A 25,397-nucleotide genomic window follows, 5' to 3' on the forward strand; every position below is an offset into this window, starting at 1 on the left:
GAAGGGGCTGATGATCTATGGAGATCCTGGTGGTGTGCGGCGCGGGAGCGTCCAGCACGTTCGTGGTCCAGCGGGTCCGGAGGGCCCTGCAGCGGGCCGGGCTCGCCCACACCGCTCGAGCGGGCGCGGAGTCCGCACTGGACGGGGACCTCGACGATGTCGGCCTGGTCCTGGTCGGGCCCCATCTGCAGGCCTCCCTGGAGGACATCCGCACCCGGATCACCGGCGCTGAGGTGGCGCTCCTCCCACCGGACGTCTTCGGCGACCTCGACGGGTCCCGCACCCTCGAGCTGATCCTCGAATCCTTGCATCTCGCACCGTTGCATCTCACTCGCCCCGCTGGGGCACCTGACGAAAGGCACACGCCATGACGACGACGTCGACGTCGCCCGTCGCGCAGTCCCCGGAGAAGAAGTCCCCGGGCGGCCTGCGCGTCGGAGTCCAGAAGGTCGGATCCTTCCTCTCGGGCATGATCATGCCCATCATCCCCGCGCTCATCGCCTGGGGGATCATCACCGCCGTGATCGTGAACGTCGATGAGTTCACCGAGGGTACGGCGGCCACGGATGCGTTCGGCGAGATCATCGGCCCGATGATCCACTACCTGCTGCCCATCCTGATCGCGGTCCAGGGCGGCAAGATGATCTACGACATCCGCGGCGCCGTCGTCGGGGCCACGGCCACCTTCGGCGTAATCGTCGGTTCCGACTTCCTCATCGCGCAGGCCAATGCGGCGCTGCCGGAGGGCGTGGACGACATCAATGAGATCCACATGTTCATCGGCGCGATGATCATGGGGCCGCTGGCCGCCTGGGTGATCAAGCGTCTCGACGCCCTGTGGGAGGGCAAGATCAAGGCCGGCTTCGAGATGCTGGTCAACATGTTCTCTGCCGGCATCACGGCGTTCCTGATGGCGGTGGTCGGCTTCTTCGCCCTCGCGCCGATCGTCAACGGTCTCATGGACGTCCTCGGCGGTGCCGTGCGGTTCCTGGTGGACAACGGCCTGCTGCCGCTGACCTCGATCATCATCGAGCCGGCAAAGGTCTTCTTCCTCAACAACGCCATCAACCACGGGGTGCTCACTCCGCTGGGGATCGCCGAGGCCGCGGTGGAGGGCAAGTCCATCCTGTTCCTGCTGGAGGCCAACCCCGGCCCCGGCTTCGGCGTGCTGATGGCCTTCACCGTCTTCGGCGTCGGGGCCGCCCGTGCCACCGCCCCGGGGGCTGCGCTGATCCAGTTCGCCGGAGGCATCCATGAGGTCTACTTCCCGTATGTGCTGATGAAGCCGGCCCTGCTGCTGGCCGTCATCGGTGGCGGTGCCACCGGTGTGGCCACCAATGTGCTCTTCGACGCCGGTCTGCGGGCACCTGCCGCGCCGGGTTCGATCTTCGCGGTGCTGATCCAGACCGCCTCGGACTCCTACCTCGGTGTCACCCTCTCGGTGATCCTCTCCGCGGCGGTCAGCTTCACCATCGCCGCGTTTATCCTTCTCGCCAGCCGCAAGCGGGACCTGCAGGGCGAGGACTCCTTCTCCGACGCCGTGGCCCGCACGGAGGCCGCCAAGGGCAAGTCCTCGGCGGCTCTCGCCGGCCTGGCCGCCCAGGCCGCCTCCGGTGAGGCCGCCGGCCGGATCAACTCGATCATCTTCGCCTGCGACGCCGGCATGGGGTCCTCTGCGATGGGCGCCTCGGTGCTCCGCAAAAAGATCGCCGACGCCGGCATCGAAGGCGTCACCGTGACCAACAAGGCCGTCGCCTCGCTGCCCGGTGACACCGACCTGGTGATCACCCAGCAGCAGCTCACTGACCGAGCCCGCGGACAGGAGCCGCAGGCGATCCACGTCTCGGTGGACAGCTTCATGGACGCTCCGGAGTACGAGGAGGTCGTCGAACTCGTCCGTCGCAGCGCCGAGGTCGGCAGCGCCCAGCCCATCGCAGTCGGCGCAGGGCCGGCCGAAGAGGTCTCGGCGCCGGCGTCCGCGCAGCCCGAAGCCTCCGGCATTCTGAGCAGGGACCGAGTCCGCATCCACGCCGGTTCGGTCACCCGCGATGAGGCCATGGCGGAGGCCGCCGCCGCTCTGGAGGCGGCCGGCGCGGTCACCGGGGAGTACCTGGCGGCCATGCACCAGCGTGAGGAGACCGTCTCCACCTTCATGGGCAACGAGCTGGCCATCCCGCACGGCACCCATGAGGCCAAGGACGCCATCAGGGCATCCGCCCTCTCGGTGGCCCGGTACGACGATGGCGTCGACTGGGGCGGCCAGCGCGCCACCTTCGTCGTCGGCATCGCCGGGGTGGGGGAGGAGCACCTGCAGATCCTCTCCCGCATCGCCCGCCTGTTCGCCGACAAGCAGGCCGTCCAGCGGCTCAAGGATGCCGCCACCGAGGACGAGCTGCTCGAGCTCCTCTCCGTGGTGGACGAGGGCTGACCATGGAGTCGACAGGAGGACCATCGATGAAGGCAGCGCATTTCGGGGCAGGCAACATCGGTCGCGGGTTCGTCGGGCTGCTGCTCCACGAGGGGGGCTACGAGGTCGTCTTCTCCGACGTCATCGCGCCCCTGGTGGAGGCCTTGGACGCCGCGGAGAGCTATACGGTCCATGAGGTCGGCGACGGCGGCACGGATCGGGTGGTCGAGGGGTTCCGGGCGGTCAGCTCCGCCGAATCCCCGGAGGCGGTGGCGGAGGAGGTGGCCACTGCTCAGGTGGTGACCACCGCCGTCGGGCCCACCGTGCTGAAGTTCATCGCTCCGCATGTGCTCGCCGGGCTGCGGCGTCGTGACCCCGCGGCGGCGCCGCTGCAGGTGATGGCCTGTGAGAACGCCATCGGCGCCACCGACACGCTGCGTGGGCATATGCGTGAGCACGCGGGTGCGGACTGGGAGCAGCTCTCCACCCGCGCGGTCTTCGCCAATACGGCGGTGGACCGTATCGTGCCGGGGCAGCCTGCGGGGGCGGGGATCGACGTCACCGTGGAGCCCTTCTACGAGTGGGCGATCGAGCGGGGACCGTTCGGGGAGTCCCTGCCGCAGATCCCGGGTGCGCATTTCGTCGACGACCTCGGCCCGTACATCGAGCGGAAGCTGTTCACCGTGAACACCGGACATGCGGCGGCCGCGTATCTGGGAGCCCGTGCCGGGAAGGAGCGGATCGCCGAGGCCCTCGCCGAGGACTCCGTGGCCGCCGGGGTGGCGGCCGCGCTGGAGGAGACCTCGGCGCTTCTGGTGGCCAAGCACGGCTTCACGCCCGAGGACATGACGGAGTACCGCAGGACCATCCTGGGTCGGTTCCGCAATGCGGCCCTGCCGGACACCGTCCAGCGGGTGGGACGTCAGCCGCTGCGCAAGCTCTCCCGTCACGAGCGGCTGATCGGCCCCGCCGCCCAGGCGGTGGAGCGGGGTCTGTCTGCGGACGGGCTGCTCGCCGTCGTCGACGCCGCCCTGGACTTCCGGGATCCGGAGGATGAACAGGCCCGCCAGCTGGAGGGCCTGCTGGCCGACCTCCCCCCGCGTGAGTTCGTGGAGCAGGTCACCGGGCTGGAGGCGGAGCACGCGCTGGCCGGACCGGTGGAGCAGCTGGTGGCCCGCCGCCGCGGCTGAGTCTGGCTCCACCACATCGACTGGGCGATATGACCGCTTCTTGGGTGCACTGAGCGCTGTGGAAGCAGCCATATCGCCCAGTCGATGTCCACGGTGGGGGTGCTGTGGCCGTCCGGGGCTCCACGCTCTGACGAGGCCCGGGGCGGCCACATTGCCGCAGTCGATGCCAGCCGGTATAGTAAACAGCTGTTGTGCGTGTCCACTCCTGCGTGGGCTCGTGTCGAGGCGGTTCAGTTGCATGGCCGTATGCCTCCACGAGCAGCAGGGGAACTCACGGGCCCGGCATCTTTCCAGCCCTCACCTGGGAAGCCGGACGGCGCACTCGCGAAGAAACAGCCACTGACGTACGGTGCTTCTCACACCACCATGTGTCCAGTGCGCTGATCCGTAGAACACCGACCGAAGGCATCATCACCGTGCGTACGTACACTCCGAAGCCTGGCGACGCCGACGCTCAGTGGCACATCATCGACGCCACCGACGTCGTGCTGGGTCGTCTGGCAAGCCAGACCGCCGCACTGCTGCGCGGCAAGCACAAGCCGACCTTCGCTCCCCACCAGGACATGGGCGACTTCGTCATCATCATCAACGCTGAGAAGGTCGCCGTCACCGGCGACAAGGGCCAGAAGAAGCGCTACTGGCGCCACTCGGGCTTCCCCGGCGGCATCTCGTCCATGACGTTCGACGAGATGATCCAGCGTCACCCGACTCGTGCGGTCTACAACGCCGTCAAGGGCATGCTGCCGCACAACAAGCTCGGCGCCGCACAGCTCAAGAAGCTGCGCGTCTACGCGGGCCCGGAGCACCCTCACGTGGCTCAGCAGCCCAAGCCGTACGAGATCTCCCAGGTCGCTCAGTAGTCCTGGCCACCCGACACGAGAACATTTTCAAGGAGAACCGTGGCTCAGAACACTGAAGAGCTGAACACTTCCGAGGAGCCCACCAGCTTCACCTCGGAGTCCGCCCCCGTCCAGGAGACCGGCGAGGCCGAGCGCGCCCCGCTGACCGTCCCCGGCGCCGCCATCGGCCGCCGCAAGCGGGCCCGTGCGCGAGTGCGCATCGTGCCCGGCTCCGGCCAGTGGACCATCAACGGCCGCAGCCTGGAGGAGTACTTCCCCAACAAGCTGCACCAGCAGGAGGTCAACGACCCCTTCACCCTGCTGGACCTCAAGGGCGCCTACGACGTCGTCGCCCGCATCGACGGCGGCGGCCCCTCCGGCCAGTCCGGCGCCCTGCGCCTGGGCATCTCCCGCGCGCTCAACGAGATCGACCGCGACCACAACCGTCCGGCGCTGAAGAAGGCCGGGTTCCTGACCCGCGACGCGCGCGCCGTCGAGCGGAAGAAGGCCGGTCTCAAGAAGGCCCGCAAGGCTCCGCAGTACTCGAAGCGCTGATCTCAGACGCTGTCGCCCCACGCCGCTGAACCAGCGGTGCGGAGCACCACGAGGACCCCGCCCGGCACATGCCGGACGGGGTCCTCGTGTGTCTGCGGTGCTCGGCCGGGCGCCCCGCACCGCAGACTTCACGGCCTGACTCGCCTGCTGACCTGGACCGGTGCGTGCCGGTGCAGGAGCACAGCTCCGCTATGGCTAGACTTGTCCGCATCATGGCACGACTTTTCGGAACCGACGGAGTCCGCGGTGTGGCCAATGGCCTGCTGACCGCCGAGCTCGCACTGACCCTCTCCCAGTCCGCCGCAGAGGTGCTCGGCCACCGCCGCACCCCTCCAGGGCGCCGCCCGGTGGCGGTGGTCGCTCGCGACCCCCGCGTCAGCGGAGAGTTCATCTCCGCTGCCGTGCAGGCCGGCCTGGCCAGCGCCGGCGTGGACGTCCACGACGCCGGTGTCCTGCCCACCCCGGCTGCGGCATTCCTCGTGGCGGACATCGACGCGGACTTCGGGGTGATGATCTCCGCCTCGCACAACCCGGCACCGGACAACGGCATCAAGTTCCTCGGACGCGGCGGTCACAAGCTCGATGACGCCCTGGAGGACGAGATCGAGGAGCAGCTCGGGCATGAGCCTCCTCGCCCGGTGGGCGGAGAGGTCGGCCGCGTGCGGCGCTTCGCGGACGCGGAGGACCGCTACGTGGTCCATCTGCTGCGCTCCCTGGGCGGAACCTCGTTGAAGGGCCTGAAGATCGTGCTGGACTGCGCCCACGGAGCGGCCTCGGGGTGCTCCCCGGAGGCCTTCGTGGACGCCGGGGCCGAGGTCGTGGTCATCGGCGCGGAACCCGACGGGCTCAACATCAACGACGGCTGCGGCTCCACCCATCTGGAGCAGCTCCAGGAGGCCGTGGTCTCCCAGGGGGCGGACCTGGGCATCGCGCACGACGGCGACGCCGACCGTTGCCTGGCCGTGGACCACACAGGCGCCGTCGTCGACGGCGACCAGATCATGGGAGTCCTGGCCCTGTCGCTGCACGCCTCCGGGCAGCTCAAGGACGACACCCTCGTGGTGACGGTGATGAGCAACCTGGGACTGAAGCTCGGCATGCAGAAGGCGGGCATCACCGTGGTGGAGACGGCCGTGGGCGACCGCTACGTGCTGGAGGGCATGCGCGCCGGAGGATACTCGCTGGGCGGTGAGCAGTCCGGCCACCTGATCTTCTCCGAGTTCGCCACCACGGGCGACGGCGTGCTCACCGGACTGCAGCTGGCCGCCCGGGTGGCAGCCACCGGCAAGTCCCTCCACCAGCTCACGGAGGAAGCCATGGAGCGGCTCCCTCAGGTGCTGGTCAACGTCTTCGGGGTGGACAAGGCTCGGGTGAAGACCCATGACGCCGTCCTCGCCGCCGTCGCGGAGACCGAAGGTCGCCTGGGGGAAGCGGGACGCGTGCTGCTGCGTCCCTCCGGAACCGAACCGGTGGTGCGGGTGATGGTGGAGGCCTCCACCGCGGAGATCGCCCGCGAGGAGTCCGAGACCCTGGCGGCCGTCGTCCGCTCCGAGCTGGCGCTCTAGTTCCCGGCACCCCGCGGTGCTGCGAGGATCAGCGGGACGCCTGCTGGGCCTGGAGCAGGTCGCGGATCTCGGTGAGCAGCTGCACGTCCGCCTCGACGTCCTCGGCGTCATCGAGGCCCAGGCGGCGCTTGCGGGCCTCGATGATCTTGTTCATCGGGACCACGACCACCACGTAGATGGCCGCGGCGATGAGCAGGAAGTTGATCAGCTGGGTCAGCAGCACGCCGAAGAGGATGTCGTTCCCGTTCAGCGAGACCACCGCGAAGCTGTCGAAGTCCGGCGCTCCCACGAGCGCGGAGATCAGCGGCATGAGTACGTGCTCCACCAGCGCGTTGACGACGGCGGCGAAGGCCGTTCCGATGACGACGGCGACGGCGAGGTCCACGACGTTGCCCTGCAAGATGAACTCTTTGAATCCCTTGATCATGGCCTGATTCTAAGCACGACAGGTCAGGACTGTCTCCCGGTGGCGGAACTGATCGCGCAGAGTGTGACGCAGAACACCATCAGCGCACAGCGGCTGGACCGCGTCGCGGTGGGCGCTCAGCCCTCCGCCTAGTCCGAGGGATACTCCGGAGCCGCCGGCTCGTCCCAGAACTCCTCCAGGGTGACCGCCTCCTCGTGGACGGCCTCCGCAGTCTCCACTCCGACGTAACGAAGATGCCAGGGCTCGTAGGCGTAGCCGGTGATGTCCTCGCTGCCCTCCTGGTAGCGGATGATGAACCCGAATCGGTGGGCGTTCTCTGCCAGCCAGATGCCCTCGGCGGTGTCGCCGAAGCAGGCGCCGAGCCCGCACGTGGGGTTGTCATAGGCGATCACGTCTGCGGCGAGCCCGGTCTGGTGCTCCGAATGGCCGGGGCGGGCGGTGTACTCGTCGGCGCCCTCCACGCCCATCTCGGCGGCGCGCGCGTCATAGAGTGTCTGCTGATAGCCGTGGGAGCGGTAGGCGCTGGTCAGGGTGAGCAGCAGCCCTTCGGCGTCCGAGGCCTCGAACAGCTCCACCAGCGCCTCGGTGGGCTCCTCACGCAGCAGCATGCCGTCCCGTACGGAGCGCACCGGCGGGGTGACCAGATCATCAGGCTGATAGTCCAGCGGCTCCAACGGATTGAGACGATTGACCAGCACGTGGATGGAGTCCGGATCGAAGGACGCGTCGCTGACCCGGGGGTAGTACTCCTCGGGAGACTGGGTATCGGTCTGGCGAGTGGAAGGCTCAGAGCCCCCCGAGGCGTCCGTGTCGGCGTCAGCATCAGTGTCGGCGTCAGTGTCGGCGTCAGTGGCAGAGGCGGGCTCGGACTCGCCGTCGTCGGTATCCTGCTCGGCCGCCTGCTCGGAGGCCGGCTCCCCGTCTGCCCCGCTGAACGTGCCGACCAGCCGTGCGCCGGCCCAGCCGAGCCCGGCGAGCAGCACCAGCAGCAGCGCGACCACCAGGAGTCGACGTCGGCGGATCACCGCGGGGGAGGGGCGACGTCGGCGTCCGGAACCTGCGGAGAGGCCGGAGGGCTGCCGGGCGGATGGCGGAGATGTCGGAGAGCTGGGGCTCACGGGGACCGAGTCACACCTTTCTCAGCAGGACGCGGGAGACGGAATGGTCGCTGTCCTTGCTCATCACCAGCCGGGCACGGGACCGGGTGGGCTGGATGTTCTCCCGCAGGTTCGGGCCGTTGATCCGGTGCCAGATGTCGGTGGCGCGCTGCACCGCCTCCTCGTCGGAGAGGAAGGAGTACTGGTGGAAGAAGCTCTCCGGGTTCGCGAAGGCGCCGGTGCGCCAGCGCATGAACCGGTCCACATACCACTGCTCGATGTGGCGCGGCTTGGCATCCACGTAGATGGAGAAGTCGAAGAAGTCGCTCAGCGCGAGCCCGGTGGTGCCGTCGGCGCGGACCCGGGCGGGCTGCAGCACGTTCAGTCCCTCCACGATCAGCACGTCGGGGCGCCGGATCACGACCTCCCTGTCCGGGACGATGTCGTAGTAGAGGTGCGAGTACCACGGGGCGCGCACCTCGGGCTTGCCGGACTTCACCTCGGAGACCATGCGCAGCAGCTTGCGCCGGTCATAGGCCTCCGGGAACCCCTTGCGCTCCATGAGGCCCCGGCGGCGCAGCTCCGCGTTGGGATAGAGGAAGCCGTCGGTGGTGACCAGCTCCACCCGCGGGGTCGAGGGCCAGCGGCGCAGCATCTCCTGGAGCACGCGGGCGGTCGTGGACTTCCCGACGGCCACCGATCCGGCCACGCCGATGACGAACGGGGTGCGCCGGGCGTTGCCTCCCAGGAAGTCGTTGGTGGCCGCGCGCAGGTGGGCGGCCGACTCCACATAGATGGACAGCAGGCGGGAGAGCGGCAGATAGATCTGGGCCACCTCGTCCAGCGAGAGGTGCTCGCCGATGCCGCGGAGCCGGTCGACGTCCTCCTGGTTCAGCGGCTGCTCGATCGTGTCGGCCAGCCGCGACCATGCCCGGCGGTCCAGCTCGACGAAGGGCGAGTAGTGGTCAGAGGAGTCCGCAGCCATCGGGGGTGATCCCGCCCACGGAGCCGTGCCCGCGACCTCGGCCGGAAGAGGGCCTGTGGGATGCGGCTCGGTCGGGATCGGAGCCGCGGGGCGCGGATGCTCATCAGAGTGCGGTGACACGTGAACACGATACGCTATGTCGCATGTGTGGAATCGTCGGCTACATCGGCCTGCCTGAGAAGACTGCTGGACACAACGCACTCGACGTGCTCCTCGAGGGGCTTCGCCGCCTGGAGTACCGCGGGTACGACTCCGCCGGCGTCGCGACCATCGCCGGGGGAGTCGTCGAGGCGCGCAAGAAGGCCGGCAAGCTGGCCAACCTCGTCACGGAGATCGAGACCGCGCCGCTCACGCCTGCGACCCTGGGCATCGGGCACACCCGTTGGGCCACCCACGGCGGCCCCACTGATCAGAACGCCCACCCGCACCTGGGCGACGAGGGCAGGCTCGCCGTCATCCACAACGGCATCATCGAGAACTTCGCCGAGCTCAAGGAGCGCCTCCTCGCCGACGGAAGCACCTTCGACTCGCAGACCGACACCGAGGTGGCCGCCCAGCTGATCGGCCGGCACTTCGCAGGCGACGCCGCCGGTGACCTCACCGAGGCCATGCGCCTGGCCTGCCAGGAGCTCGACGGCGCCTTCACCCTGCTGGCGGTGCACGCCGACCAGCCGGACCGGGTGGTCGCCGCCCGCCGCAACTCGCCGCTGGTGGTCGGCCTGGGCGAGGGAGAGAACTTCCTGGGCTCCGACGTCTCCGGCTTCATCGACTTCACCCGCGACGCCGTGGAGCTCGAGCAGGACCAGATCGTCACCATCACCTCCGACGCGGTCGCCATCATCGGCTTCGACGGCACACCGGCCGAGGGCAAACGGTTCCGCGTGGACTGGGACGCCGCCGCCGCGGAGAAGGGCGGCTACGACACCTTCATGGAGAAGGAGATCAACGAGCAGCCCAAGGCGGTCGAGGATACCCTGCTGGGCCGCACCGACGCCGAGGGCCGTCTCACCCTGGACGAGCTGCGCATCGATCCGCAGGAGCTCAAGGACGTCCAGAAGATCATCGTGCTGGCCTGCGGCACGGCCGCCTACGCCGGCACCGTGGCCAAGTACGCGATCGAGCACTGGTGCCGCATCCCCGTGGAGGTGGAGCTGGCCCACGAGTTCCGCTACCGGGACCCGATCATCGACGAGACCACGCTGGTGGTCTCCATCTCCCAGTCCGGGGAGACCATGGACACCCTGATGGCGGTCCGCTATGCCAAGGAGCAGGGCGCCCGCACGCTGTCCATCTGCAACACCAACGGGGCGACCATCCCCCGCGAGTCCGACGCCGTGCTCTACCTGCATGCCGGCCCGGAGATCGCGGTGGCCTCCACCAAGGCCTTCCTGGCGATGATCGCCGCGGCCTACCTGCTGGGCCTCTACCTCGCCCAGCTGCGCGGTCAGCTGTTCCAGGGCCAGATCTCCGACATCCTGGCCGACCTGCACAAGATCCCCGGCAAGATCCAGACGATCCTGGACGGCTCCGAGCAGATCAAGCAGCTCGCCCGGGACATGAAGGACACCCCCTCGGTGCTCTTCCTGGGACGCCACGTCGGCTATCCCGTGGCCATGGAGGGTGCGCTCAAGCTCAAGGAGCTCGCCTACATCCACGCCGAGGGCTTCGCCGCCGGTGAGCTCAAGCACGGCCCCATCGCGCTGATCGACGAGGGCCAGCCGGTCTTCGTGGTGGTCCCGTCCCCGCGCGGCCGCGACTCGCTGCACTCCAAGGTGGTCTCCAACATCCAGGAGGTCCGCGCCCGGGGTGCGAAGACCATCACCGTGGCCGAAGAGGGCGACGACTCGGTGCGGCAGTTCTCCGAGTCGGTGTTCCGCGTCCCGGAGACGCAGCCGCTGCTGATGCCGCTGCTGACCACCGTCCCGCTGCAGATCTTCGCCTGCGCGCTGGCCTCGGAGAAGGGGTTCGACGTCGACCAGCCGCGCAACCTCGCCAAGTCCGTCACCGTCGAATGAGCCGCTGCGTCCGGTGCGAGCCGGGCGCGGCGGTCCTCGCCTCGAACACCCGCTGAAGGAGGACCTGCCGTGATCGTCGGGATCGGTGTGGACGTCGTGCTCGTCACGCGCTTCACCCAGCAGCTGAAGAAGGCTCCCGCCCTGCGGGAGCGGCTCTTCGTCCCGGCGGAGCGCCCGCTGACGGTGCGCTCGCTGGCGGCCCGCTTCGCCGCCAAGGAGGCGGTGGCCAAGGCCCTGGGCGCCCCGGCCGGGATGAACTGGCAGGACTGCCAGGTGGTGCTCGACTCCCGCGGCGCCCCCCAGGTGGAGGTCACTGGAACAGTCGCTGAGGTCGCGCGGGCGCGCGGCGTCGTGCGCTGGCACCTCTCGCTGTCCCACGACGGCGACGTCGCCACCGCCATGGTCGTGGCCGAGGGGAAGGGCTGACCCATGGGTGCACCCGCACGGATTCCGCTGATCCCGCTCTACTCCGGACGACAGATCCGCGAGGCGGAGGCTCCGCTGCTGGAGGCAGGACACCGCGAGACGTTGATGCGCCGAGCCGCCTACGGGCTCGCCCAGGTCGTGCTGGAGCGTCTGCGCTCCGTCCGCGGCTCCGTGTACGGGGCCAAGGTCACCGGGCTCATCGGCTCCGGCAACAACGGCGGTGACGGCCTCTACGCCCTGGCGATGCTGCGGCGCCGCGGGGTGGAGACGCATGCGGTGCTGATGCGCGACCGTGCCCATGAGGCCGGACTGGCGACGTTCCTGGCCGCCGGCGGGAAGCTCGTGGACGTCGTCGACACTGGGACCGATGCGCTGATCGACGCGATCATCGGCACCGGCTCCCGGGTGGGCTTCGAGATGCCGCACATCCCCGGGCTCGGGGAGGTCCTCGCCGACGAGTCCACCCAGGTGATCGCCTGCGACATCCCCTCCGGAGTGGACGTGGAGACCGGCGCGGTGGCCGGTGACGTGATCGATGCGGACATGACCGTCACCTTCGGCGGGATCAAGTCAGGGCTTGCGCTGGGGGAGGGCTCCCATGCCGCCGGACAGATCCGCGCCGTCGACATCGGCCTGGGCGAGCACCTGCCCACCCCTGCCCGCTGGCTGGTGGGCGACGAACGGCTGCGCGCCACCACCCCCGACGCCCCGGACGCCCCCGAGCCGCTCTCCCGGCCCCGGGTCTCCCCGCGGGACCACAAGTACTCCCGCGGCGTGCTGCATGTGATCGCCGGCTCCGTGCAGTACCCCGGAGCGGCGCAGCTGACCGCCACGGCGGCGGTGACCTCGGGGGTCGGCATGGTCACCCTGCAGGCGCCCGAAGAGGTCCGCGAACGGCTGAGCATCATGATGCCGGAGGTGGTCACCACCTCCGGGAAGTCCGCTGCGGTGCTGGAGCGTGCCTCCGCGACGGCGATCGGCCCGGGCATCTCCCGGGACGTCTTCCAGATCGCGGCGATGGGCCGCGCGGTGGAATGGGCGGGCAAGGAGCACCCCTGCGTGATCGACGCCTCGGCCCTGGCGAACCTGGACGAGGAGTACTTCGCCGACGAGGACCTGGGTCCCAACGTGCTGCTGACCCCGCACGCCGGGGAGCTCCGCCGGGTCATGGTCAACACCGGCCACGAGGAGCTCGTCGAGGTGCTGGACCGGGACCCGGCCAGCGCGGTGGAGCAGCTGGCCTCCCGGCTCAACGTGACCGTGCTGCTGAAGGGGCCCTCCACGGTGATCGCCGCGCCCGGTGGACCGACCGTGGTGCATCGGGTCCACGCCCCGGGCCTGGCCACCGCCGGCTCCGGCGACGTGCTCACCGGCATCATCGGTGCCCTCGCCGCAGTGGATCCCACGGCCCCGATGTGGCGCACTGCGGCGCTGGGCGTGCGGCTGCACGCCGAGGCGGCCAAACGACTCGACCCCTACGCCTGTGGGGCCTTCGGCGCCGGGGAGCTGCTTTCCGCGGTCGGACCGACCCGCTGACGCGGGCCACTATCTGCGAGGATGAACCTGCCATGACTTCCACCGTCCCGCCCGTGCGTCCGATCGCCCGTCTGATCTTCTGCGTCCTCGGCTCGCTGACCGCCGTCGCGCTCATCGTCATCGTGGCCGTGCCCGTGGACCTGATGACCGGGTTCATCGCCGGCGACGAGACGCTGCTGGCGATGGCCGCCTATCTGCGGCTGCTGACCCCGATCAGCCTGGTCGCGGGGCTCCTCGGGGCCGGACTCGGGATGCTCTCCCGGTGGATGTCGGCGACCACTCCGATGGGCACCGCCGTCACCGCCGGCGTCGCCGCGGCCGGAGTGGGTGCGGTGGTGACCTTCGCCCTGCTCTGGGCGCCGCTGAGCCCGGTGCTGCAGGTGGCCTGGATCCTGCTGCTGGGTGCCGCCGTCGGCTGGGGAAGCTGGCTGTCCGACAAGATGCGCTGAGCGCCCCGGTCAGGTCACCGGCTCCGCGTAGAGTGGATGTCATGATGTCCACCCCCGGCACGCATGGTCGCGTGCCCGCACCGCTGCGGGGTCTTCCCGACGGCTTCGAACGCGCGGCGATCATCGATCCCGCCGCCATCCGTCACAATGTGGAGACCATCGCCTCCTATGTCAGCCCCGCCAAACTCATGGTGGCAGTCAAGGCCGACGGTTACGGCCACGGCGCGGTGACCGCGGCGCGGGCCGCCGTCGAGGCCGGCGCCGACTGGATCGGCGTCGCGCATGTCACCGAGGCGCTGGCGCTGCGTGAGGCTGGGATCGAGGCTCCGGTGCTGGCCTGGCTGCACACCTCGCAGACCGATTTCGCCGAGGCGATCACCCAGAACATCGACATCGGCATCTCCGGCTGGGAGCTCGAGGAGGTCGCCGCCGCGGCGTCGGCGCTGCAGACCCCGGCCCATGTGCACCTGAAGATCGACACCGGGCTCGGGCGCAACGGGTGCACCGTGGCCGAGTGGCCGGAGCTGGTGGTCCGCGCCGCCGAGCATCAGGATCGCGGGCTGATGTCCGTAGTGGGGATCTTCACCCACCTGGCGGTGGCCGATGAGCCCGACCGTCGGGAGACTGACGAGCAGCTGGAGGCCTACCAGGCGGCGCTGAAGGTCGCGGAGGAGGCGGGCCTGAGCGTCTCGCTGCGCCACGTGGCCAACACCCCGGCCGCGTTCTCCCGCCCGGACGCGCACTTCGACATGGTGCGGGTGGGCGTCGGCGTCTACGGGCAGAGTCCTTTCGCGGACCGCACCGCCGAGGACCTGGGACTGCGCCCGGCCATGGAGCTGCGCACCAGGGTCGCCAACGTCAAACGTGTGCCCTCCGGGCAGGGCATCAGCTACGGGCTGACCCACCGGGTGGACCGCCCGACCGCCTTGGCACTGATCCCGCTGGGCTACGGCGACGGAGTGCCGAGGATCGCGGTGCACGCCCCGGTGCAGATCTCCGGGCGGACCTATCAATCGGTGGGGCGGGTGGCCATGGACCAGTTCGTGGTGGACCTGGAGGATCCGGACACCGAGGTCCAGGTGGGCGACGAGGTGGTCCTCTTCGGCGGGGACTCCGGGATCTCCGCCGCCGACTGGGGGCGGGCGGCGCAGACCATCAACTACGAGATCATCACCCGCATCGGCGGGCGGGTGCCCCGACTGGTGGCCGACTCTTCCGGGCCCGCCTCCGCGGCGGAACCGGGTCAGGCCAAGGCCGGCAGGACGGCTGACGCCGTCGTCGGGCTTCCCGGTGCCGGGAGCCTGGAGGAGGACAGTCCATGAGCGGCGCCGCGCCCGGGGGTGCGGATGGGGTTCCCGCGCCGGTTCCGGGAGAGGCCTGGACAAGTCGGCTCGAGCTGCAGGACCTGGACGACACCGCCGCGCTGGGACGAGTCCTCGCGAAGAGCCTGCGAGCCGGGGATCTGCTGATCCTCACCGGCGGACTCGGCGCGGGCAAGACGACCTTCACCCAATCATTGGCCGCCGGACTCGGAGTGGAGGGGCAGATCAGCTCGCCGACGTTCGTGCTGAGCCGGATCCACCGCGGGGCAGGGCCTGCCGACCTCAATCTCGTCCACGTGGACGCCTACCGCACCGACGCCGCCGGCTTCGAGGACCTCGACATCGCCGCCACCCTGCGAGAGTCGGTCACCGTGGTCGAGTGGGGGCGGAACCTGGCCGAGCCCGCGCTGGTGAGTGAGTCCGGCTCCTGGCTGGATCTGGAGCTGGTGGCCCCGGAGTCCGAGGGCTCAGGGGAAGGCGACGCGGAGATCATCACCGACTTCTCAGAGACCGAGGAGGACGCGCGAGGCGCCGCCCGCCACGCGGTGCTGCGCGGGTACGGCCCGCGGTGGTCGACCCCGCCGGACCTCCGCCGCTGAGCCTGGCTCCCGCTGCGTCCTTCGCGCTCTTCGGGTTCAGCAGTTCAGCGGATCAGCGGATCAGCGTCGCGGTACCGGTGACCGTGATGCCGCCGGCCTCCGGCACGTGCCCGAGCAGCACGCTCGGCCGGCCCACATGGCGGCCCTGGTGGATCACCACCTGCTCCGGTGGGCTCACCGCTCCGAGTGACCGCAGCCAGGCGCCCACGGAGGCCGCTGCCGAACCGGTGGCCGGATCCTCGGTGATCTCTCCGACCGGGAAGATGTTCCGTGCCTCGAAGGTCAACGGGCCGGGCGGCTCGGACCCCGGGGTGGGGGCCATCCTGTGGACCACCGTCACGGTCCCGGTCCAACCCTGGGCGTCCATGAGACGCCTCACCGCCTGGGGGTCGACGTCGAAGCTGTCAAAGACCTCGGCGTCACGGACCGCCAGCACCGGGTGCGGGTTGCCCGCGAAGGACTCCCGCGGAGGCAGCCGCGGGTCGAGATCCTCGCGGTGGATGCCCAGCAGAGTCAGGAGGTCGATGAGGGTCTGGTTCTCCAGCTCCCGCACCCACGGCTCCACGCTCGTGAACGAGGCATGGGTGACCCCGTCTGCCGTCCTGGTGCGGAGACTGATCTCCCCTGCCGGAGTGTCGAAGGAGAAACGATCCTGACCGGTGCGTTCCGCCAGCAGCACCGCCGTGGCCACCGTGGCATGCCCGCAGAAGGGGACTTCGGCCAGCGGCGAGAAGAAGCGCAGCCGTGCGGCGCCGTCGCTGTCCGGACCGGAGAGGACGAAAGCGGTCTCGGAGAAGCCGACCTCGGCTGCCAGGTCCAGCATCTCGGCATTGGTGAGACCAGCCCCCTCCAGCACGACGCCGGCGGGGTTGCCCCCGTCGGGGTGATCGCTGAACGCCGTCATGCGGAAGATCTCGGTCATGGCCACATCAACATGGTCGGGCATCGGGCCATTCCCTCCGAGGGAGCGCGGCTCCGCCGCGTGACGGCGGCCGACGATCGGCGGACCCACTACCATGGAGGGGTGCTTCTCGCGATCGACTCCTCCGCCGGTGCCTCCGCCGCCGTCGTGCACGACGGCGAGGTGCTGGCAAGCTGGCGCACCGACGCCACCACCACCCATGCCGAGGTCCTGGCCTCCGCAGTCGGCGAGGTGATGGACCGGGCCGGTGTCACCGGAGCCCGGCTGGACGCCGTGGTGGTCGGGGTGGGGCCGGGGCCCTTCACCGGGCTGCGGGTGGGCCTGGTGCTCGCCCACAGCCTGGCCGAGGTCTGGGACATGCCTCTGCACGGCATCTGCAGCCTCGACTCGCCGGCCCGGCGTGCGATCTCCCACGGGCTGGGAGCCGATGCCGAGTTCCTCGTCGCCGTCGACGCGCGCCGTCGTGAGGTCTACTGGGGCCGGTACCGGGCCGCGGCGCCTGATGCCGACGCAGGCGGATCCAGGGGGGCGGCCGCCGAGCTGATCGACGGTCCGCATGTGGGCCCCGCCGCGGAGCTGCCCGCACTCGGTGCTGTCGGGGTCGGCGTCACGCTCTATCCCGAGCAGCTCGGCCTGCCCCCGGGAGCTCCTGATGAGGCCGGGCAGTGGACGGCCGACGCCGCCGAGCTCGCGCTGCTCGCCGAATCCAGGCCCCAGGCCCGCCGCGAGCCCCGGCCGCTCTACCTGCGGGAATCCGATGCCAAGGTGCCGGTCCGCCGCAAGAGGGCCACCGCATGACGGAGACGAGGGCATGAGCGCCGGGCCCGCGGTCTCGCTGCGGAGCATGGTCGCCGAGGACATCCCGGAGGTCCTCGCCCTGGAGCAGCGGCTCTTCCCGCATGACGCCTGGCCGGAGCAGTTCTTCCACGAGGAGCTCGCCCACACGCAGGGGGAGCGGGCGACCCGCCGCTACTGGGTCTGCACCGAACCGGTGGAGGACGATCCGCTCACCGACGAGCGGATCATCGGCTTCGTGGGGATGATGTGTGTGCTGCCGCTGGCGGATGTGCAGACCATCGCGGTGGCGCCCGAGGCCCAGGGCCGAGGGTTGGGCACTACGATGCTGCACCTGGTGGTGGACAGCGCCCGCGACCTCGGAGCGGAGCAGGTGCTGCTGGAGGTCCGGTCCGACAACGACGGCGCCCAGGGCCTCTACCGCCGCGAGGGCTTCACCCACATCCATACCCGCCGCCGGTACTACCCGGACGGCGCCGACGCGTTGATCATGCAGAAGCCGCTGACAGACCTGGACGCCCCGACCTCGGCCTCGCGGCTGCGCTGAGTGCTCAGGTGAGATGGTGTGTTTCCGCCCGAACACACGCTTCTCGGCGCTCTTTCGGGCGGAAACACACCATCTCAACCTGGAGGAGAGGGACATGATGACTGAGCAGACCCCCGCTGCCGACCCGGCCGCACCGCTGGTGCTGGGCATCGAGACCTCCTGCGACGAGACCGGCGTGGGCATCGTCCGCGGCACCCGACTGCTGGCCAACACGGTGTCCAGCTCTATCGAGGAGCATGCACGCTTCGGCGGGGTGATCCCCGAGATCGCCGCCCGCGCCCACCTCGAGGCCTTCGTGCCCACGCTGCGCCAGGCCCTGGAGACCGCCGAGGTCACCCTCGACGACGTCGACGCGATCGCTGTGACCTCCGGCCCCGGCCTGGCGGGCGCCCTGATGGTGGGCCTGTCCGCCGCCAAAGGGCTCGCCCTAGCAGCGGGCAAGCCGCTCTACGGGGTCAACCACCTGGTCGCCCACGTGGGAGTGGGGCTGCTGGAGGGCGGACCGGTCGAGGGTGCGCTGCTGGAGGGGTCCCTGACATCGGACCGGCACACCGGGGTGACTCAGCTTCCCGCGGGGACCGGGGCCCTGCTGGTCTCCGGCGGGCACACCGAGATCCTGCGGGTGCGTTCACTGACCCGCGAGGTCGAGCTGCTCGGTTCCACCATCGACGACGCCGCCGGGGAGGCCTATGACAAGGTCGCCCGGCTGCTGGGTCTGGGGTATCCGGGAGGCCCGACGATCGACCGTCTCGCCGCGCAGGGCGATCCGGAGGCCTTCCGCTTCCCGCGCGGGCTGACCCTTCCGAAGTTCATCGGCACCGCCGAGCAGCCCGGCAGACACCGGCACGACTGGTCGTTCTCCGGGCTGAAGACCGCCGTGGCCCGTGCCGTGGAGCAGTTCGAGGCCGCCGGGAGGCCTGTGCCCACCGCGGACATCGCCGCCAGCTTCCAGGAGGCGGTGGTGGACGTGCTCACGTCCAAGGCCGTCCGGGCGGCCCGGGAGCACGGCATCACCACGCTGCTGCTGGGCGGAGGAGTGGCCGCCAACCGCCGACTGCGCGAGCTGCTGGCCGCACGCTGCGCAGCGGCCGGCATCGAGCTGCGCATCCCGCCGGTGGCCCTGTGCACCGACAACGGCGCGATGGTGGCCGCACTCGGAGCTCAGCTGGTGGCGGCAGGGGTGGCGCCGTCGTCGTTGGACATCCCGGCCGACTCCTCCCAGCCGGTGGAGCGCATCAGCGTCTGAGCTCCCTGCCGGGGCGCCCGGAGGCAGGCGCTCGGCCCCGTGTCAGCCGGCGACGGCGGCGTCGGCGGTCTCCAGGGCACGGTCCAGGATGTCCAGCCCCGCGCGCGCCTCAGCCTCGGTGATGGTGCAGGGCGGCACCACGTGGATGCGGTTGAAGTTCGCGAACGGCAGCAGCCCGAGCGCCTTGCACTCGGCCAGCACCGCCGCCATGTCAGGGCTGCTGCCCCCGTAGGGGGCCAGCGGCTCACGGGTGACGGGGTCCTTGACCAGCTCCACGGCCCAGAACACTCCCGCGCCTCTGACCTCTCCGATCGACGGGTGCCGCTGCTGCATCTCACGCAGCCGCGGCCCGATGACCTCCTCGCCGATCCGCCGGGCGTTCTCCACGATCCCTTCGGCCTCCATGGCCTCGATCGTGGCCACTGCCGCGGCGGCGGCCAGCGGGTGGCCCGAATAGGTCAGGCCCCCCGGGTAGGGACGGTGGTCGAAGGTTTCGCCGATGCGCCGGCTGATCGCCACGCCGCCCAGCGGCACGTACCCGGAGGTCACCCCCTTCGCGAAGGTCAGCAGGTCCGGGACCACGTCGAAGTGCTCGATGGCGAACCACCGGCCGGTGCGCCCGAAGCCTGCCATGACCTCATCGGCGATGAACATGATCCCGTGGCGGTCGCACAGCTCCCGGACTCCCTGCATGTAGCTCACCGGGGGGATCATGATTCCGGCGGTGCCGGGGATGGATTCCAGCACGATGGCGGCGATCGTCTCCGGGCCCTCCAGACGGACGGTCTGCTCCAGATGCTCCAGGGCGCGCGCTGACTCCTCCTCCTCCGAGGTGGAGTGGAATGCCGAGCGGTAGAGGAACGGGCCGAAGAAGTGCACGGCCCCGGAGGAGCCGTAGTCGTTGGGCCAGCGGCGTGGGTCGCCGGTGAGGTTGATCGCGGTGTCTGTGCCGCCGTGATACGAGCGATACCGGCTGAGCACCTTGTACCGGCCGGTGTGCAGCCGCGCCATGCGCACCGCATGCTCCACCGCGTCGGCCCCTCCGTTGGTGAAGAAGATCTGGTCCAGATCCCCGGGAGTCCGCTCGGCGATCAGCTGGGCGGCGCGTGACCGGGCGGCGTTGGCATGCTGCGGGGCGACGGTGCACAGGTCCGCGGCCTGCCGCTGGATGGCCTCGACGACGGCGGGGTGCTGGTGGCCGATGTTCGTGTAGACCAGCTGGGAGGAGAAGTCCAGCAGACGACGGCCGGTGCCGTCCCAGATGTAGCTACCCTCTGCGCCGACGATGGTCATCGGATCCAGCTCCGCTTGGGCTGACCAGGAGTGGAAGACATGGCGGCGGTCCAGCTCGTAAGTCGTCCGGGCGTCCTCGAGGACGTCTGCCCTGACGTCGCGCTGCGGGGCGTCGGCCGGATGGGTGTCCACGGCGGGGGTGCGAGGTGTCATGTCAGGAGGTCCTTCCTCGTCGGCGAAGCGGTGATCAGGCGTTCTGCGGGAAACCGAGCTGCAGGCCGCCGTGGCTCGGGTCCTGCCAGCGGCTGGTCACGGCCTTCGCACGGGTGAAGAAATGGACTCCGTGCATCCCATGGGCGTGGGAGTCCCCGAACAGCGAGGCCTTCCACCCTCCGAAGCTGTAGTACGCCATGGGAACGGGGATGGGGACGTTGATCCCGACCATACCGACCTCCACCTCGTTCTGGAACCGGCGCGCCGCGCCGCCGTCGTGGGTGAAGATCGCTGTGCCGTTGCCGTACCGGTTGCGGTTGACCAGTGCCAGCGCCTCGTCATAGGACTCGGCACGCACCACGGAGAGCACTGGGCCGAAGATCTCGTCCGTGTAGATGGACATGTCCTCGGTGACACGGTCGAAGAGCGTCGGCCCCAGCCAGTGTCCCTCGGGGAGGCCTTCTGCCTGTCTGCCCCGACCGTCGACGACGAGTTCGGCTCCGGCCGCCACGCCGGCGTCGATGTAGCCGGAGACCTTGTTCCGGTGCTCGCGGGTGACCAGCGGGCCCATGTCCGGTTCGGCACTGCCCCGACCGAGGGTGAGGCCGCGTGTGCGGTCGGCGATCCTGTCGACCAGCTCGTCGGCGATCGGGCCCACGGCCACACAGGCGGAGATCGCCATGCAGCGCTCGCCGGCGGAGCCGAACCCTGCGGAGACCATGGCGTCCGCGGCCAGGTCGAGATCGGCGTCGGGGAGCACGATGGCGTGGTTCTTCGCCCCACCGAGGGCCTGGACCCGTTTGCCCGCCGCGGTGCCGGTGCGATACACGTACTCGGCGATCGGGGTGGACCCCACGAAGCTGATCGCTCGGATGGCCGGATGGGTCAGCAGCTCGTCGACGGCGGCCTTGTCACCCTGCAGGACGTTGAACACACCGTCGGGCAGGCCGGCCTCTTTCCACAGGCGGGCCATCCACAGGGATGCTGAGGGGTCCTTCTCGGAAGGCTTGAGCACCACGGTGTTGCCGGCGGCGACGGCCAGGGGGAAGAACCACATCGGCACCATGGCCGGGAAGTTGAAAGGACTGATGACGCCGACCGGGCCCAAGGGCTGGTGGATCGAATAGGCGTCCACCTGGGTGGAGGCGTTCTCGGTGTGGCCGCCCTTGAGCAGGTGGGCGATGCCGCAGGCGAACTCCACCACCTCCTGGCCGCGCCCGACCTCGCCCAGCGCGTCGGAGACCGTCTTGCCATGTTCGGCGCTGATGATCTCGGCGAGCTCTCCCTTCCGGGAGTTCAGCAGCTCACGGAAGGCGAAGAGCACTGAGGTGCGGCGGGCCAGCGAGGTGTCACGCCAGCCGGGGAAGGCGGAGTGGGCGGCCTCGATCACCGCGCGGGCGTCCTCGGCCCCGGCCAGGGCTACTTCGGCGGTGACCTGCCCGGTGGCCGGGTCGGTCACGGGAGCCCGGCGCTCCGAGGCGCCGCTGAAGGGCTCGCCGTTGAGCCAATGGGTGATCGTCTTCGCCATCGTGGTGCTCCTTGCTGCTGTCGGGACAGCGGGTCCGGGGGCTGATCTGCTGGGTCCAGCCTGGCAGGGCACAAGGAGGGCGCCGATGCGCATGCTGTATGCACTTGAGCGGGTGCTGTTTACACTGTGTCAATGGCTGTCACCCTGGCGGAGATCATGGAGCTGGACGTGGTGCGCGCCGGTGCCCCGGAGGTGCTGAGCGCCCACGGCCTCGAACGGGCCGTCCGCTGGGTCCACAGCAGCGGCAATGAGGATCTCTCGCACCTGCTGCCCGGCGGAGAACTGGTGCTCACCACCGGGCCGGCGCTCTCCAGCGCGCCCGAGCGCTATCTGCGTGGCCTGGCCGATGCCGGCGCCGTCGGCGTCATGGTGGAGCTGCTCGAGGACCCGCAGATGCCGGCGGAGGAGGTTCTGCCCGCAGGATTCGTCGCCCTGGCCCGCAGGCTGGGGCTCACTCTGGTGGTGCTGCGCCGGCAGGTCCGCTTCGTCGAGATCACCGAGCAGGTCCACCGCCGGTTGGTGGCCGAGCAGTACGACGAGGTGAAGTTCGCCCGCCGAATCTACGAGACCTTCACCGAGCTGGCCATGCACCGTACCTCGCCCCAGGGGATCGTCCTGACCACGGCCGAGCTGCTGGACGCCCCGGTGGTGCTGGAGGACCTCATGCACCGGGTGGTGGCGCTGGCGGAGGCCGGGCGAGAGCTCAGCGGGCTGCTGGGCAGATGGTCCGAAGAGTCCCGGCGCGTCGACCAGGAACGGGAGTCCACCTGGAGCACTGTGGACGTCGGTGATCCGCAGAACCCCTGGGGGAAGCTGATCGCCGTGGAGCCGCAGATGCGCCGTGCGCGGGTGGAGATGGTGCTGGAGCGGGCCGCCCAGTCGATGCACCTGCAACGCATGCAGGATCACCGTGGAGCGGATCTCCACCAACAGGCTCATCGGGATCTCTTCCAGGAGGTCCTGGAGGGCCGGGTGGGGCCGCTGCAGGCGGAGGCCCGCGCGACGGCGATGGGCCTGGATCGGGGCCCGGGCTACCTGGCGGCGGTGGCCCGTCTGCCCGAGCCCGGCCCCGCAGGACGCGGTCAGGCCGCTGAGTCCAGGCGGACGCGGGCGCGGCGCCTCCATGACACGCTCTCCTCCACGATCCGCTCCCAGGGACACACTGGGCTACTCTCAACAGCCGACGATAACTCAGTGCACATGGTGCTGGCGCTGCGGCCCCGGCCGGGGCGAAGCATGCAGCAGGAGATGCAGGTGCTGGGGCGCGAGATGCGCCGTCACGTGGAGCAGACCTCCGCGGCCCCGGGGCTCGTGGTCGGGCTGGGGGAGCCCGCCGAGGACCTGGTCGAGGCGATCCTCGCCACGCCGCATGCCGGGCAGGCGGCCCTGGCCGGACTTGCGCTGCCGGCGTCGGCGGAGGTGTGCCGTTCGTTCACCGACCTGCGTTTCCGGGGTCTGGCCACGCTGCTGCGGGATGATCCGCGGGTCCAGCGGTTCGCCGAGGCCGAGCTGGGGCCCTTGGTGCTGGACGACATCCGACGGGGCGGGAGGTCCATGGAGGTCCTGCGCGCCCACCTGCGGCTGGCCGGGAACAAGTCCGCGGTGGCGCAGGCCCTCCATATGAGCCGCCCGGCCCTGTACACGCACCTCGAGCGGATCCAGGAGATCCTCGGGGTGTCCTTGGAGGACGGTGAGTCCCGCAGCTCCCTGCACGCCGCGCTGATGATCCATGACGCCGCAGAGGCGGCCCGAGACGCGAGGTGGTCTGGAGTTCCGGGAACCTGACTCCATCGACTCGAGTTCCCGGAGCTCCAGACCATCTCACCTGACAGCGGGCAGCGTCAGTGTGGCGTCGGCGTGATGCTCAGCTCCAGGGGATGAATCCCAGGGCCAGGGCGAGCACCAGAACCACCACCGAGAAGATCCACATCGGCACGAAGGAGTAACGGATGTGCTTGCCGATGTCGCAGCCGGCCAGCCCCAGCGCCAGCCACAGGGCGGCGGCGAACGGGCTGATGAAGGTGCCGATGATGTTGCCCACCAGGACGGCGTAGACCACGGCGAGGGTGCCGACGCCGGCCTCACCGGCGATGCCTTCCACCACCGGGAGCAGGGCGAAGTAGTGCGCGTCGGTGCTCAGCAGCAGCTCCAGGGGCAGTCCGAAGAATCCGACGATCAGGTGCAGATAGGGGACCAGGGCGCTGGGCAGGATCGCGACGGCGTCGGTGGCCAGGGAGTCCAGCATCCCGGACTGGTCCATGATGCCCAGGAAGCAGCCGGCGGCCAGCACGATGGCGCCGGTGGCGACGGCGCTGCCCCCGTGGGCCTTGATCGCCTCCATCTGGTCCTTGACCCGCGGGTGGTTGACCATCAGCGCAGCGCTGAGGCCCAGCATGAAGGCCAGGGGGGCAGGCAGGATGTCCGAGATCAGCAGGGCCAGCATGGCCAGCACCAGCACGGCGTTGGTGAGCATCCGCCAGCGGGGCGTGGCCGGGGCGTCGTCGTGGGCGCCCCATACGTCGTCGTTGTCTCCGGCGAAGCCCTGAGTGTTCCGGGCGGAGCCGGTGCCGTTGCCTATGCTGTCCGACGGGCCTCCGGTCGAGGTGCCGACGGCGGCGTCGGCGGTGCTGGTGGTCCCGGCCGAGCCGGCACCGACCGCGGCCAGCTCCCGCTCTTCGACGCGGGTCTCCGCGGTGGTCTCAGAGGAGTTCTCCTCCTGGACGTCGTCCTGGATGGCCGGGGCGCCGCCGCGCGCGGCGATACGACGCTGCTCACGCAGGCCGAGCAGCACGGCGGCGACCACCAGCAGCACCAGTGAGAGGATCTGCACCGGGATGAGGCCGCGCCACAGCTCCACCGGGTCGATGCCGCTGACGGCGGCGGCCCGACCCACCGGCCCGCCCCAGGGCAGCATGTTCAGCACACCCATGCTCATGGCCGCCAGCAGCAGGAGCAGGTAGGGGCTCATGCCCAGGTGGCGGTAGAGCGGCAGCAGGGCAGGGATGACGATGAGGAAGGTGGAGGCGCCGGCGCCGTCGAGGTGGCAGACGGCGGCGAGCAGCACGGTGCCCACACAGATCGCGACCACGTTGCCGCGGGTGAGCTTCACCGTGAGTCGCACCAGGGGGTCGAAGAGGCCGGCCTGATTCATGATCGCGAAGAACAGGATGGCGAAGACCAACATCACCGCGACGTCGAGCACGGAGCTGAGACCTTCGCCGAAGAAGTCGCCGATCTCGGTGAAGGTGAAGCCGGCGACCAGTGCCCCGGTGACGGGGATGACGGTCAGACCGACGATGGGCGCGATGCGCCCGAGGATCAGCAGCGTCGTCATGGTGACGATCACCGCCAGACCGATGAGGCTGAGCATGGGATTCTCCTGGTGTACGAGGGTGCGGCGTGAGCGTGGTCGCGCCTGTGATCTCTGTGACAGCATGGAGCCCATGTGACCCCCGCCACAGTTTTGTGCATGCCGGCGTCATAGTGGTCGTATTGGTCACC

At 70.0% G+C, this 25,397-nt stretch carries 23 protein-coding genes; 16 read left to right on the plus strand and 7 right to left on the minus strand.

Annotated features, from left to right (window positions below; genetic code table 11):
- The first annotated feature begins 17 nt into the window (after nucleotides 1–17).
- The 6 genes from ODE13_RS03255 (at nucleotide 18) to glmM (ending at nucleotide 6,556) form a co-directional block, all read left to right on the plus strand.
- A complete protein-coding gene (locus ODE13_RS03255) occupies nucleotides 18–371 on the plus strand; it encodes a PTS sugar transporter (protein WP_322477956.1) in 354 nt (117 codons plus the stop codon).
- On the plus strand, nucleotides 368–2,428 hold the full coding sequence (locus tag ODE13_RS03260; protein ID WP_322477957.1) for a PTS mannitol transporter subunit IICBA: 2,061 nt from the start codon (nucleotides 368–370) through the stop codon (nucleotides 2,426–2,428). The genes ODE13_RS03255 and ODE13_RS03260 overlap by 4 nt, the downstream gene beginning before the upstream one ends.
- 26 nt (nucleotides 2,429–2,454) lie before the next feature.
- Complete coding sequence (locus ODE13_RS03265) at nucleotides 2,455–3,597, plus strand: mannitol-1-phosphate 5-dehydrogenase (protein WP_322477958.1); 1,143 nt, start codon at nucleotides 2,455–2,457, stop codon at nucleotides 3,595–3,597.
- Nucleotides 3,598–4,013: 416 nt separating this feature from the next.
- Nucleotides 4,014–4,457, plus strand: a complete 444-nt coding sequence (gene rplM, locus ODE13_RS03270) for a 50S ribosomal protein L13 (RefSeq protein ID WP_179540860.1) — start codon at nucleotides 4,014–4,016, stop codon at nucleotides 4,455–4,457.
- Nucleotides 4,458–4,496: 39 nt separating this feature from the next.
- Nucleotides 4,497–4,991: a 30S ribosomal protein S9 gene (gene rpsI / locus ODE13_RS03275; protein WP_179540859.1), complete on the plus strand. Its 495-nt coding sequence runs from the start codon at nucleotides 4,497–4,499 to the stop codon at nucleotides 4,989–4,991.
- A 212-nt stretch (nucleotides 4,992–5,203) separates the two neighbouring features.
- Nucleotides 5,204–6,556 carry a phosphoglucosamine mutase gene (gene glmM, locus ODE13_RS03280; protein ID WP_322477959.1) on the plus strand — a complete coding sequence of 451 codons (1,353 nt, stop codon included), beginning with the start codon at nucleotides 5,204–5,206 and terminating at the stop codon, nucleotides 6,554–6,556.
- A 28-nt stretch (nucleotides 6,557–6,584) separates the two neighbouring features.
- Here the strand turns inward: glmM and mscL are convergent, their stop codons facing one another.
- The 3 genes from mscL to coaA form a co-directional block, all read right to left on the minus strand.
- A complete protein-coding gene (gene mscL, locus ODE13_RS03285) occupies nucleotides 6,585–6,983 on the minus strand; it encodes a large conductance mechanosensitive channel protein MscL (RefSeq protein WP_179540857.1) in 399 nt (132 codons plus the stop codon).
- Between the two features lie 128 nt (nucleotides 6,984–7,111).
- Nucleotides 7,112–8,101 (minus strand): M15 family metallopeptidase, encoded by a 990-nt coding sequence (locus ODE13_RS03290; protein ID WP_322477960.1) that lies wholly within the window; start codon nucleotides 8,099–8,101, stop codon nucleotides 7,112–7,114.
- A 10-nt stretch (nucleotides 8,102–8,111) separates the two neighbouring features.
- Nucleotides 8,112–9,065 (minus strand): type I pantothenate kinase, encoded by a 954-nt coding sequence (gene coaA / locus ODE13_RS03295; protein ID WP_179540855.1) that lies wholly within the window; start codon nucleotides 9,063–9,065, stop codon nucleotides 8,112–8,114.
- Nucleotides 9,066–9,208: 143 nt separating this feature from the next.
- On the opposite strand from coaA, the gene glmS reads away from it, so the two are divergent.
- The 6 genes from glmS (at nucleotide 9,209) to tsaE (ending at nucleotide 15,412) form a co-directional block, all read left to right on the plus strand.
- Complete coding sequence (gene glmS / locus ODE13_RS03300) at nucleotides 9,209–11,080, plus strand: glutamine--fructose-6-phosphate transaminase (isomerizing) (protein WP_322477961.1); 1,872 nt, start codon at nucleotides 9,209–9,211, stop codon at nucleotides 11,078–11,080.
- A gap of 69 nt (nucleotides 11,081–11,149) precedes the next feature.
- Nucleotides 11,150–11,506, plus strand: a complete 357-nt coding sequence (locus ODE13_RS03305) for a holo-ACP synthase (RefSeq protein WP_179540853.1) — start codon at nucleotides 11,150–11,152, stop codon at nucleotides 11,504–11,506.
- Nucleotides 11,507–11,509: 3 nt separating this feature from the next.
- Nucleotides 11,510–13,042, plus strand: a complete 1,533-nt coding sequence (locus ODE13_RS03310; protein ID WP_179540852.1) for an NAD(P)H-hydrate dehydratase — start codon at nucleotides 11,510–11,512, stop codon at nucleotides 13,040–13,042.
- A gap of 32 nt (nucleotides 13,043–13,074) precedes the next feature.
- Complete coding sequence (locus ODE13_RS03315; RefSeq protein WP_179540851.1) at nucleotides 13,075–13,491, plus strand: hypothetical protein; 417 nt, start codon at nucleotides 13,075–13,077, stop codon at nucleotides 13,489–13,491.
- Between the two features lie 44 nt (nucleotides 13,492–13,535).
- Nucleotides 13,536–14,813, plus strand: coding sequence for an alanine racemase (alr, locus tag ODE13_RS03320; RefSeq protein WP_322478350.1), 1,278 nt, complete (start codon nucleotides 13,536–13,538; stop codon nucleotides 14,811–14,813).
- The gene (tsaE, locus tag ODE13_RS03325; RefSeq protein WP_322477962.1) at nucleotides 14,810–15,412 is read left to right on the plus strand and encodes a tRNA (adenosine(37)-N6)-threonylcarbamoyltransferase complex ATPase subunit type 1 TsaE; all 603 of its coding nucleotides are present in this window, start codon (nucleotides 14,810–14,812) and stop codon (nucleotides 15,410–15,412) included. Before alr ends, tsaE begins: the two co-directional genes overlap by 4 nt.
- A gap of 52 nt (nucleotides 15,413–15,464) precedes the next feature.
- On the opposite strand, the gene ODE13_RS03330 is transcribed toward tsaE, so the two are convergent.
- A complete protein-coding gene (locus tag ODE13_RS03330) occupies nucleotides 15,465–16,334 on the minus strand; it encodes a PhzF family phenazine biosynthesis isomerase (RefSeq protein ID WP_322477963.1) in 870 nt (289 codons plus the stop codon).
- Between the two features lie 102 nt (nucleotides 16,335–16,436).
- Between ODE13_RS03330 and tsaB the strand changes: the two genes are divergently transcribed.
- The 3 genes from tsaB to tsaD all read left to right on the plus strand — a co-directional run bounded on the left by tsaB (nucleotide 16,437) and on the right by tsaD (nucleotide 18,922).
- Complete coding sequence (gene tsaB / locus ODE13_RS03335; protein WP_322477964.1) at nucleotides 16,437–17,132, plus strand: tRNA (adenosine(37)-N6)-threonylcarbamoyltransferase complex dimerization subunit type 1 TsaB; 696 nt, start codon at nucleotides 16,437–16,439, stop codon at nucleotides 17,130–17,132.
- A gap of 13 nt (nucleotides 17,133–17,145) precedes the next feature.
- Nucleotides 17,146–17,676: a ribosomal protein S18-alanine N-acetyltransferase gene (gene rimI, locus ODE13_RS03340; protein ID WP_322477965.1), complete on the plus strand. Its 531-nt coding sequence runs from the start codon at nucleotides 17,146–17,148 to the stop codon at nucleotides 17,674–17,676.
- A 94-nt stretch (nucleotides 17,677–17,770) separates the two neighbouring features.
- The gene (tsaD, locus tag ODE13_RS03345) at nucleotides 17,771–18,922 is read left to right on the plus strand and encodes a tRNA (adenosine(37)-N6)-threonylcarbamoyltransferase complex transferase subunit TsaD (RefSeq protein WP_322477966.1); all 1,152 of its coding nucleotides are present in this window, start codon (nucleotides 17,771–17,773) and stop codon (nucleotides 18,920–18,922) included.
- A gap of 42 nt (nucleotides 18,923–18,964) precedes the next feature.
- Here tsaD and ODE13_RS03350 read toward each other — a convergent pair whose 3' ends face one another.
- Both ODE13_RS03350 and ODE13_RS03355 read right to left on the minus strand, forming a co-directional pair.
- The gene (locus tag ODE13_RS03350; protein WP_322477967.1) at nucleotides 18,965–20,368 is read right to left on the minus strand and encodes an aspartate aminotransferase family protein; all 1,404 of its coding nucleotides are present in this window, start codon (nucleotides 20,366–20,368) and stop codon (nucleotides 18,965–18,967) included.
- 34 nt (nucleotides 20,369–20,402) lie between these two features.
- A complete protein-coding gene (locus ODE13_RS03355) occupies nucleotides 20,403–21,896 on the minus strand; it encodes a CoA-acylating methylmalonate-semialdehyde dehydrogenase (protein ID WP_322477968.1) in 1,494 nt (497 codons plus the stop codon).
- Nucleotides 21,897–22,028: 132 nt separating this feature from the next.
- On the opposite strand from ODE13_RS03355, the gene ODE13_RS03360 reads away from it, so the two are divergent.
- A complete protein-coding gene (locus ODE13_RS03360; RefSeq protein WP_322477969.1) occupies nucleotides 22,029–23,681 on the plus strand; it encodes a PucR family transcriptional regulator in 1,653 nt (550 codons plus the stop codon).
- A 79-nt stretch (nucleotides 23,682–23,760) separates the two neighbouring features.
- Here the strand turns inward: ODE13_RS03360 and ODE13_RS03365 are convergent, their stop codons facing one another.
- A complete protein-coding gene (locus tag ODE13_RS03365; RefSeq protein ID WP_322477970.1) occupies nucleotides 23,761–25,266 on the minus strand; it encodes a CitMHS family transporter in 1,506 nt (501 codons plus the stop codon).
- Nucleotides 25,267–25,397: the final 131 nt, after the last annotated feature.

The organism is Nesterenkonia sp. HG001 (assembly GCF_034438835.1).
Taxonomy (GTDB): Bacteria; Actinomycetota; Actinomycetes; order Actinomycetales; family Micrococcaceae; genus Nesterenkonia; species Nesterenkonia xinjiangensis.

Coding starts and splice junctions, on each gene's coding strand:
- mscL (WP_179540857.1), bottom strand. CDS start 6,983: ATGATCAAGGGATTCAAAGAGTTCATCTTGCAGGGCAACGTCGTGGAC.
- tsaE (WP_322477962.1), top strand. CDS start 14,810: ATGAGCGGCGCCGCGCCCGGGGGTGCGGATGGGGTTCCCGCGCCGGTT.
- rimI (WP_322477965.1), top strand. CDS start 17,146: ATGAGCGCCGGGCCCGCGGTCTCGCTGCGGAGCATGGTCGCCGAGGAC.
- ODE13_RS03365 (WP_322477970.1), bottom strand. CDS start 25,266: ATGCTCAGCCTCATCGGTCTGGCGGTGATCGTCACCATGACGACGCTG.
- ODE13_RS03355 (WP_322477968.1), bottom strand. CDS start 21,896: ATGGCGAAGACGATCACCCATTGGCTCAACGGCGAGCCCTTCAGCGGC.
- tsaD (WP_322477966.1), top strand. CDS start 17,771: ATGATGACTGAGCAGACCCCCGCTGCCGACCCGGCCGCACCGCTGGTG.
- glmS (WP_322477961.1), top strand. CDS start 9,209: ATGTGTGGAATCGTCGGCTACATCGGCCTGCCTGAGAAGACTGCTGGA.
- ODE13_RS03255 (WP_322477956.1), top strand. CDS start 18: ATGGAGATCCTGGTGGTGTGCGGCGCGGGAGCGTCCAGCACGTTCGTG.
- ODE13_RS03350 (WP_322477967.1), bottom strand. CDS start 20,368: ATGACACCTCGCACCCCCGCCGTGGACACCCATCCGGCCGACGCCCCG.
- glmM (WP_322477959.1), top strand. CDS start 5,204: ATGGCACGACTTTTCGGAACCGACGGAGTCCGCGGTGTGGCCAATGGC.
- ODE13_RS03265 (WP_322477958.1), top strand. CDS start 2,455: ATGAAGGCAGCGCATTTCGGGGCAGGCAACATCGGTCGCGGGTTCGTC.
- ODE13_RS03330 (WP_322477963.1), bottom strand. CDS start 16,334: ATGACCGAGATCTTCCGCATGACGGCGTTCAGCGATCACCCCGACGGG.
- ODE13_RS03315 (WP_179540851.1), top strand. CDS start 13,075: ATGACTTCCACCGTCCCGCCCGTGCGTCCGATCGCCCGTCTGATCTTC.
- ODE13_RS03260 (WP_322477957.1), top strand. CDS start 368: ATGACGACGACGTCGACGTCGCCCGTCGCGCAGTCCCCGGAGAAGAAG.
- alr (WP_322478350.1), top strand. CDS start 13,536: ATGTCCACCCCCGGCACGCATGGTCGCGTGCCCGCACCGCTGCGGGGT.
- coaA (WP_179540855.1), bottom strand. CDS start 9,065: ATGGCTGCGGACTCCTCTGACCACTACTCGCCCTTCGTCGAGCTGGAC.
- ODE13_RS03310 (WP_179540852.1), top strand. CDS start 11,510: ATGGGTGCACCCGCACGGATTCCGCTGATCCCGCTCTACTCCGGACGA.
- ODE13_RS03360 (WP_322477969.1), top strand. CDS start 22,029: ATGGCTGTCACCCTGGCGGAGATCATGGAGCTGGACGTGGTGCGCGCC.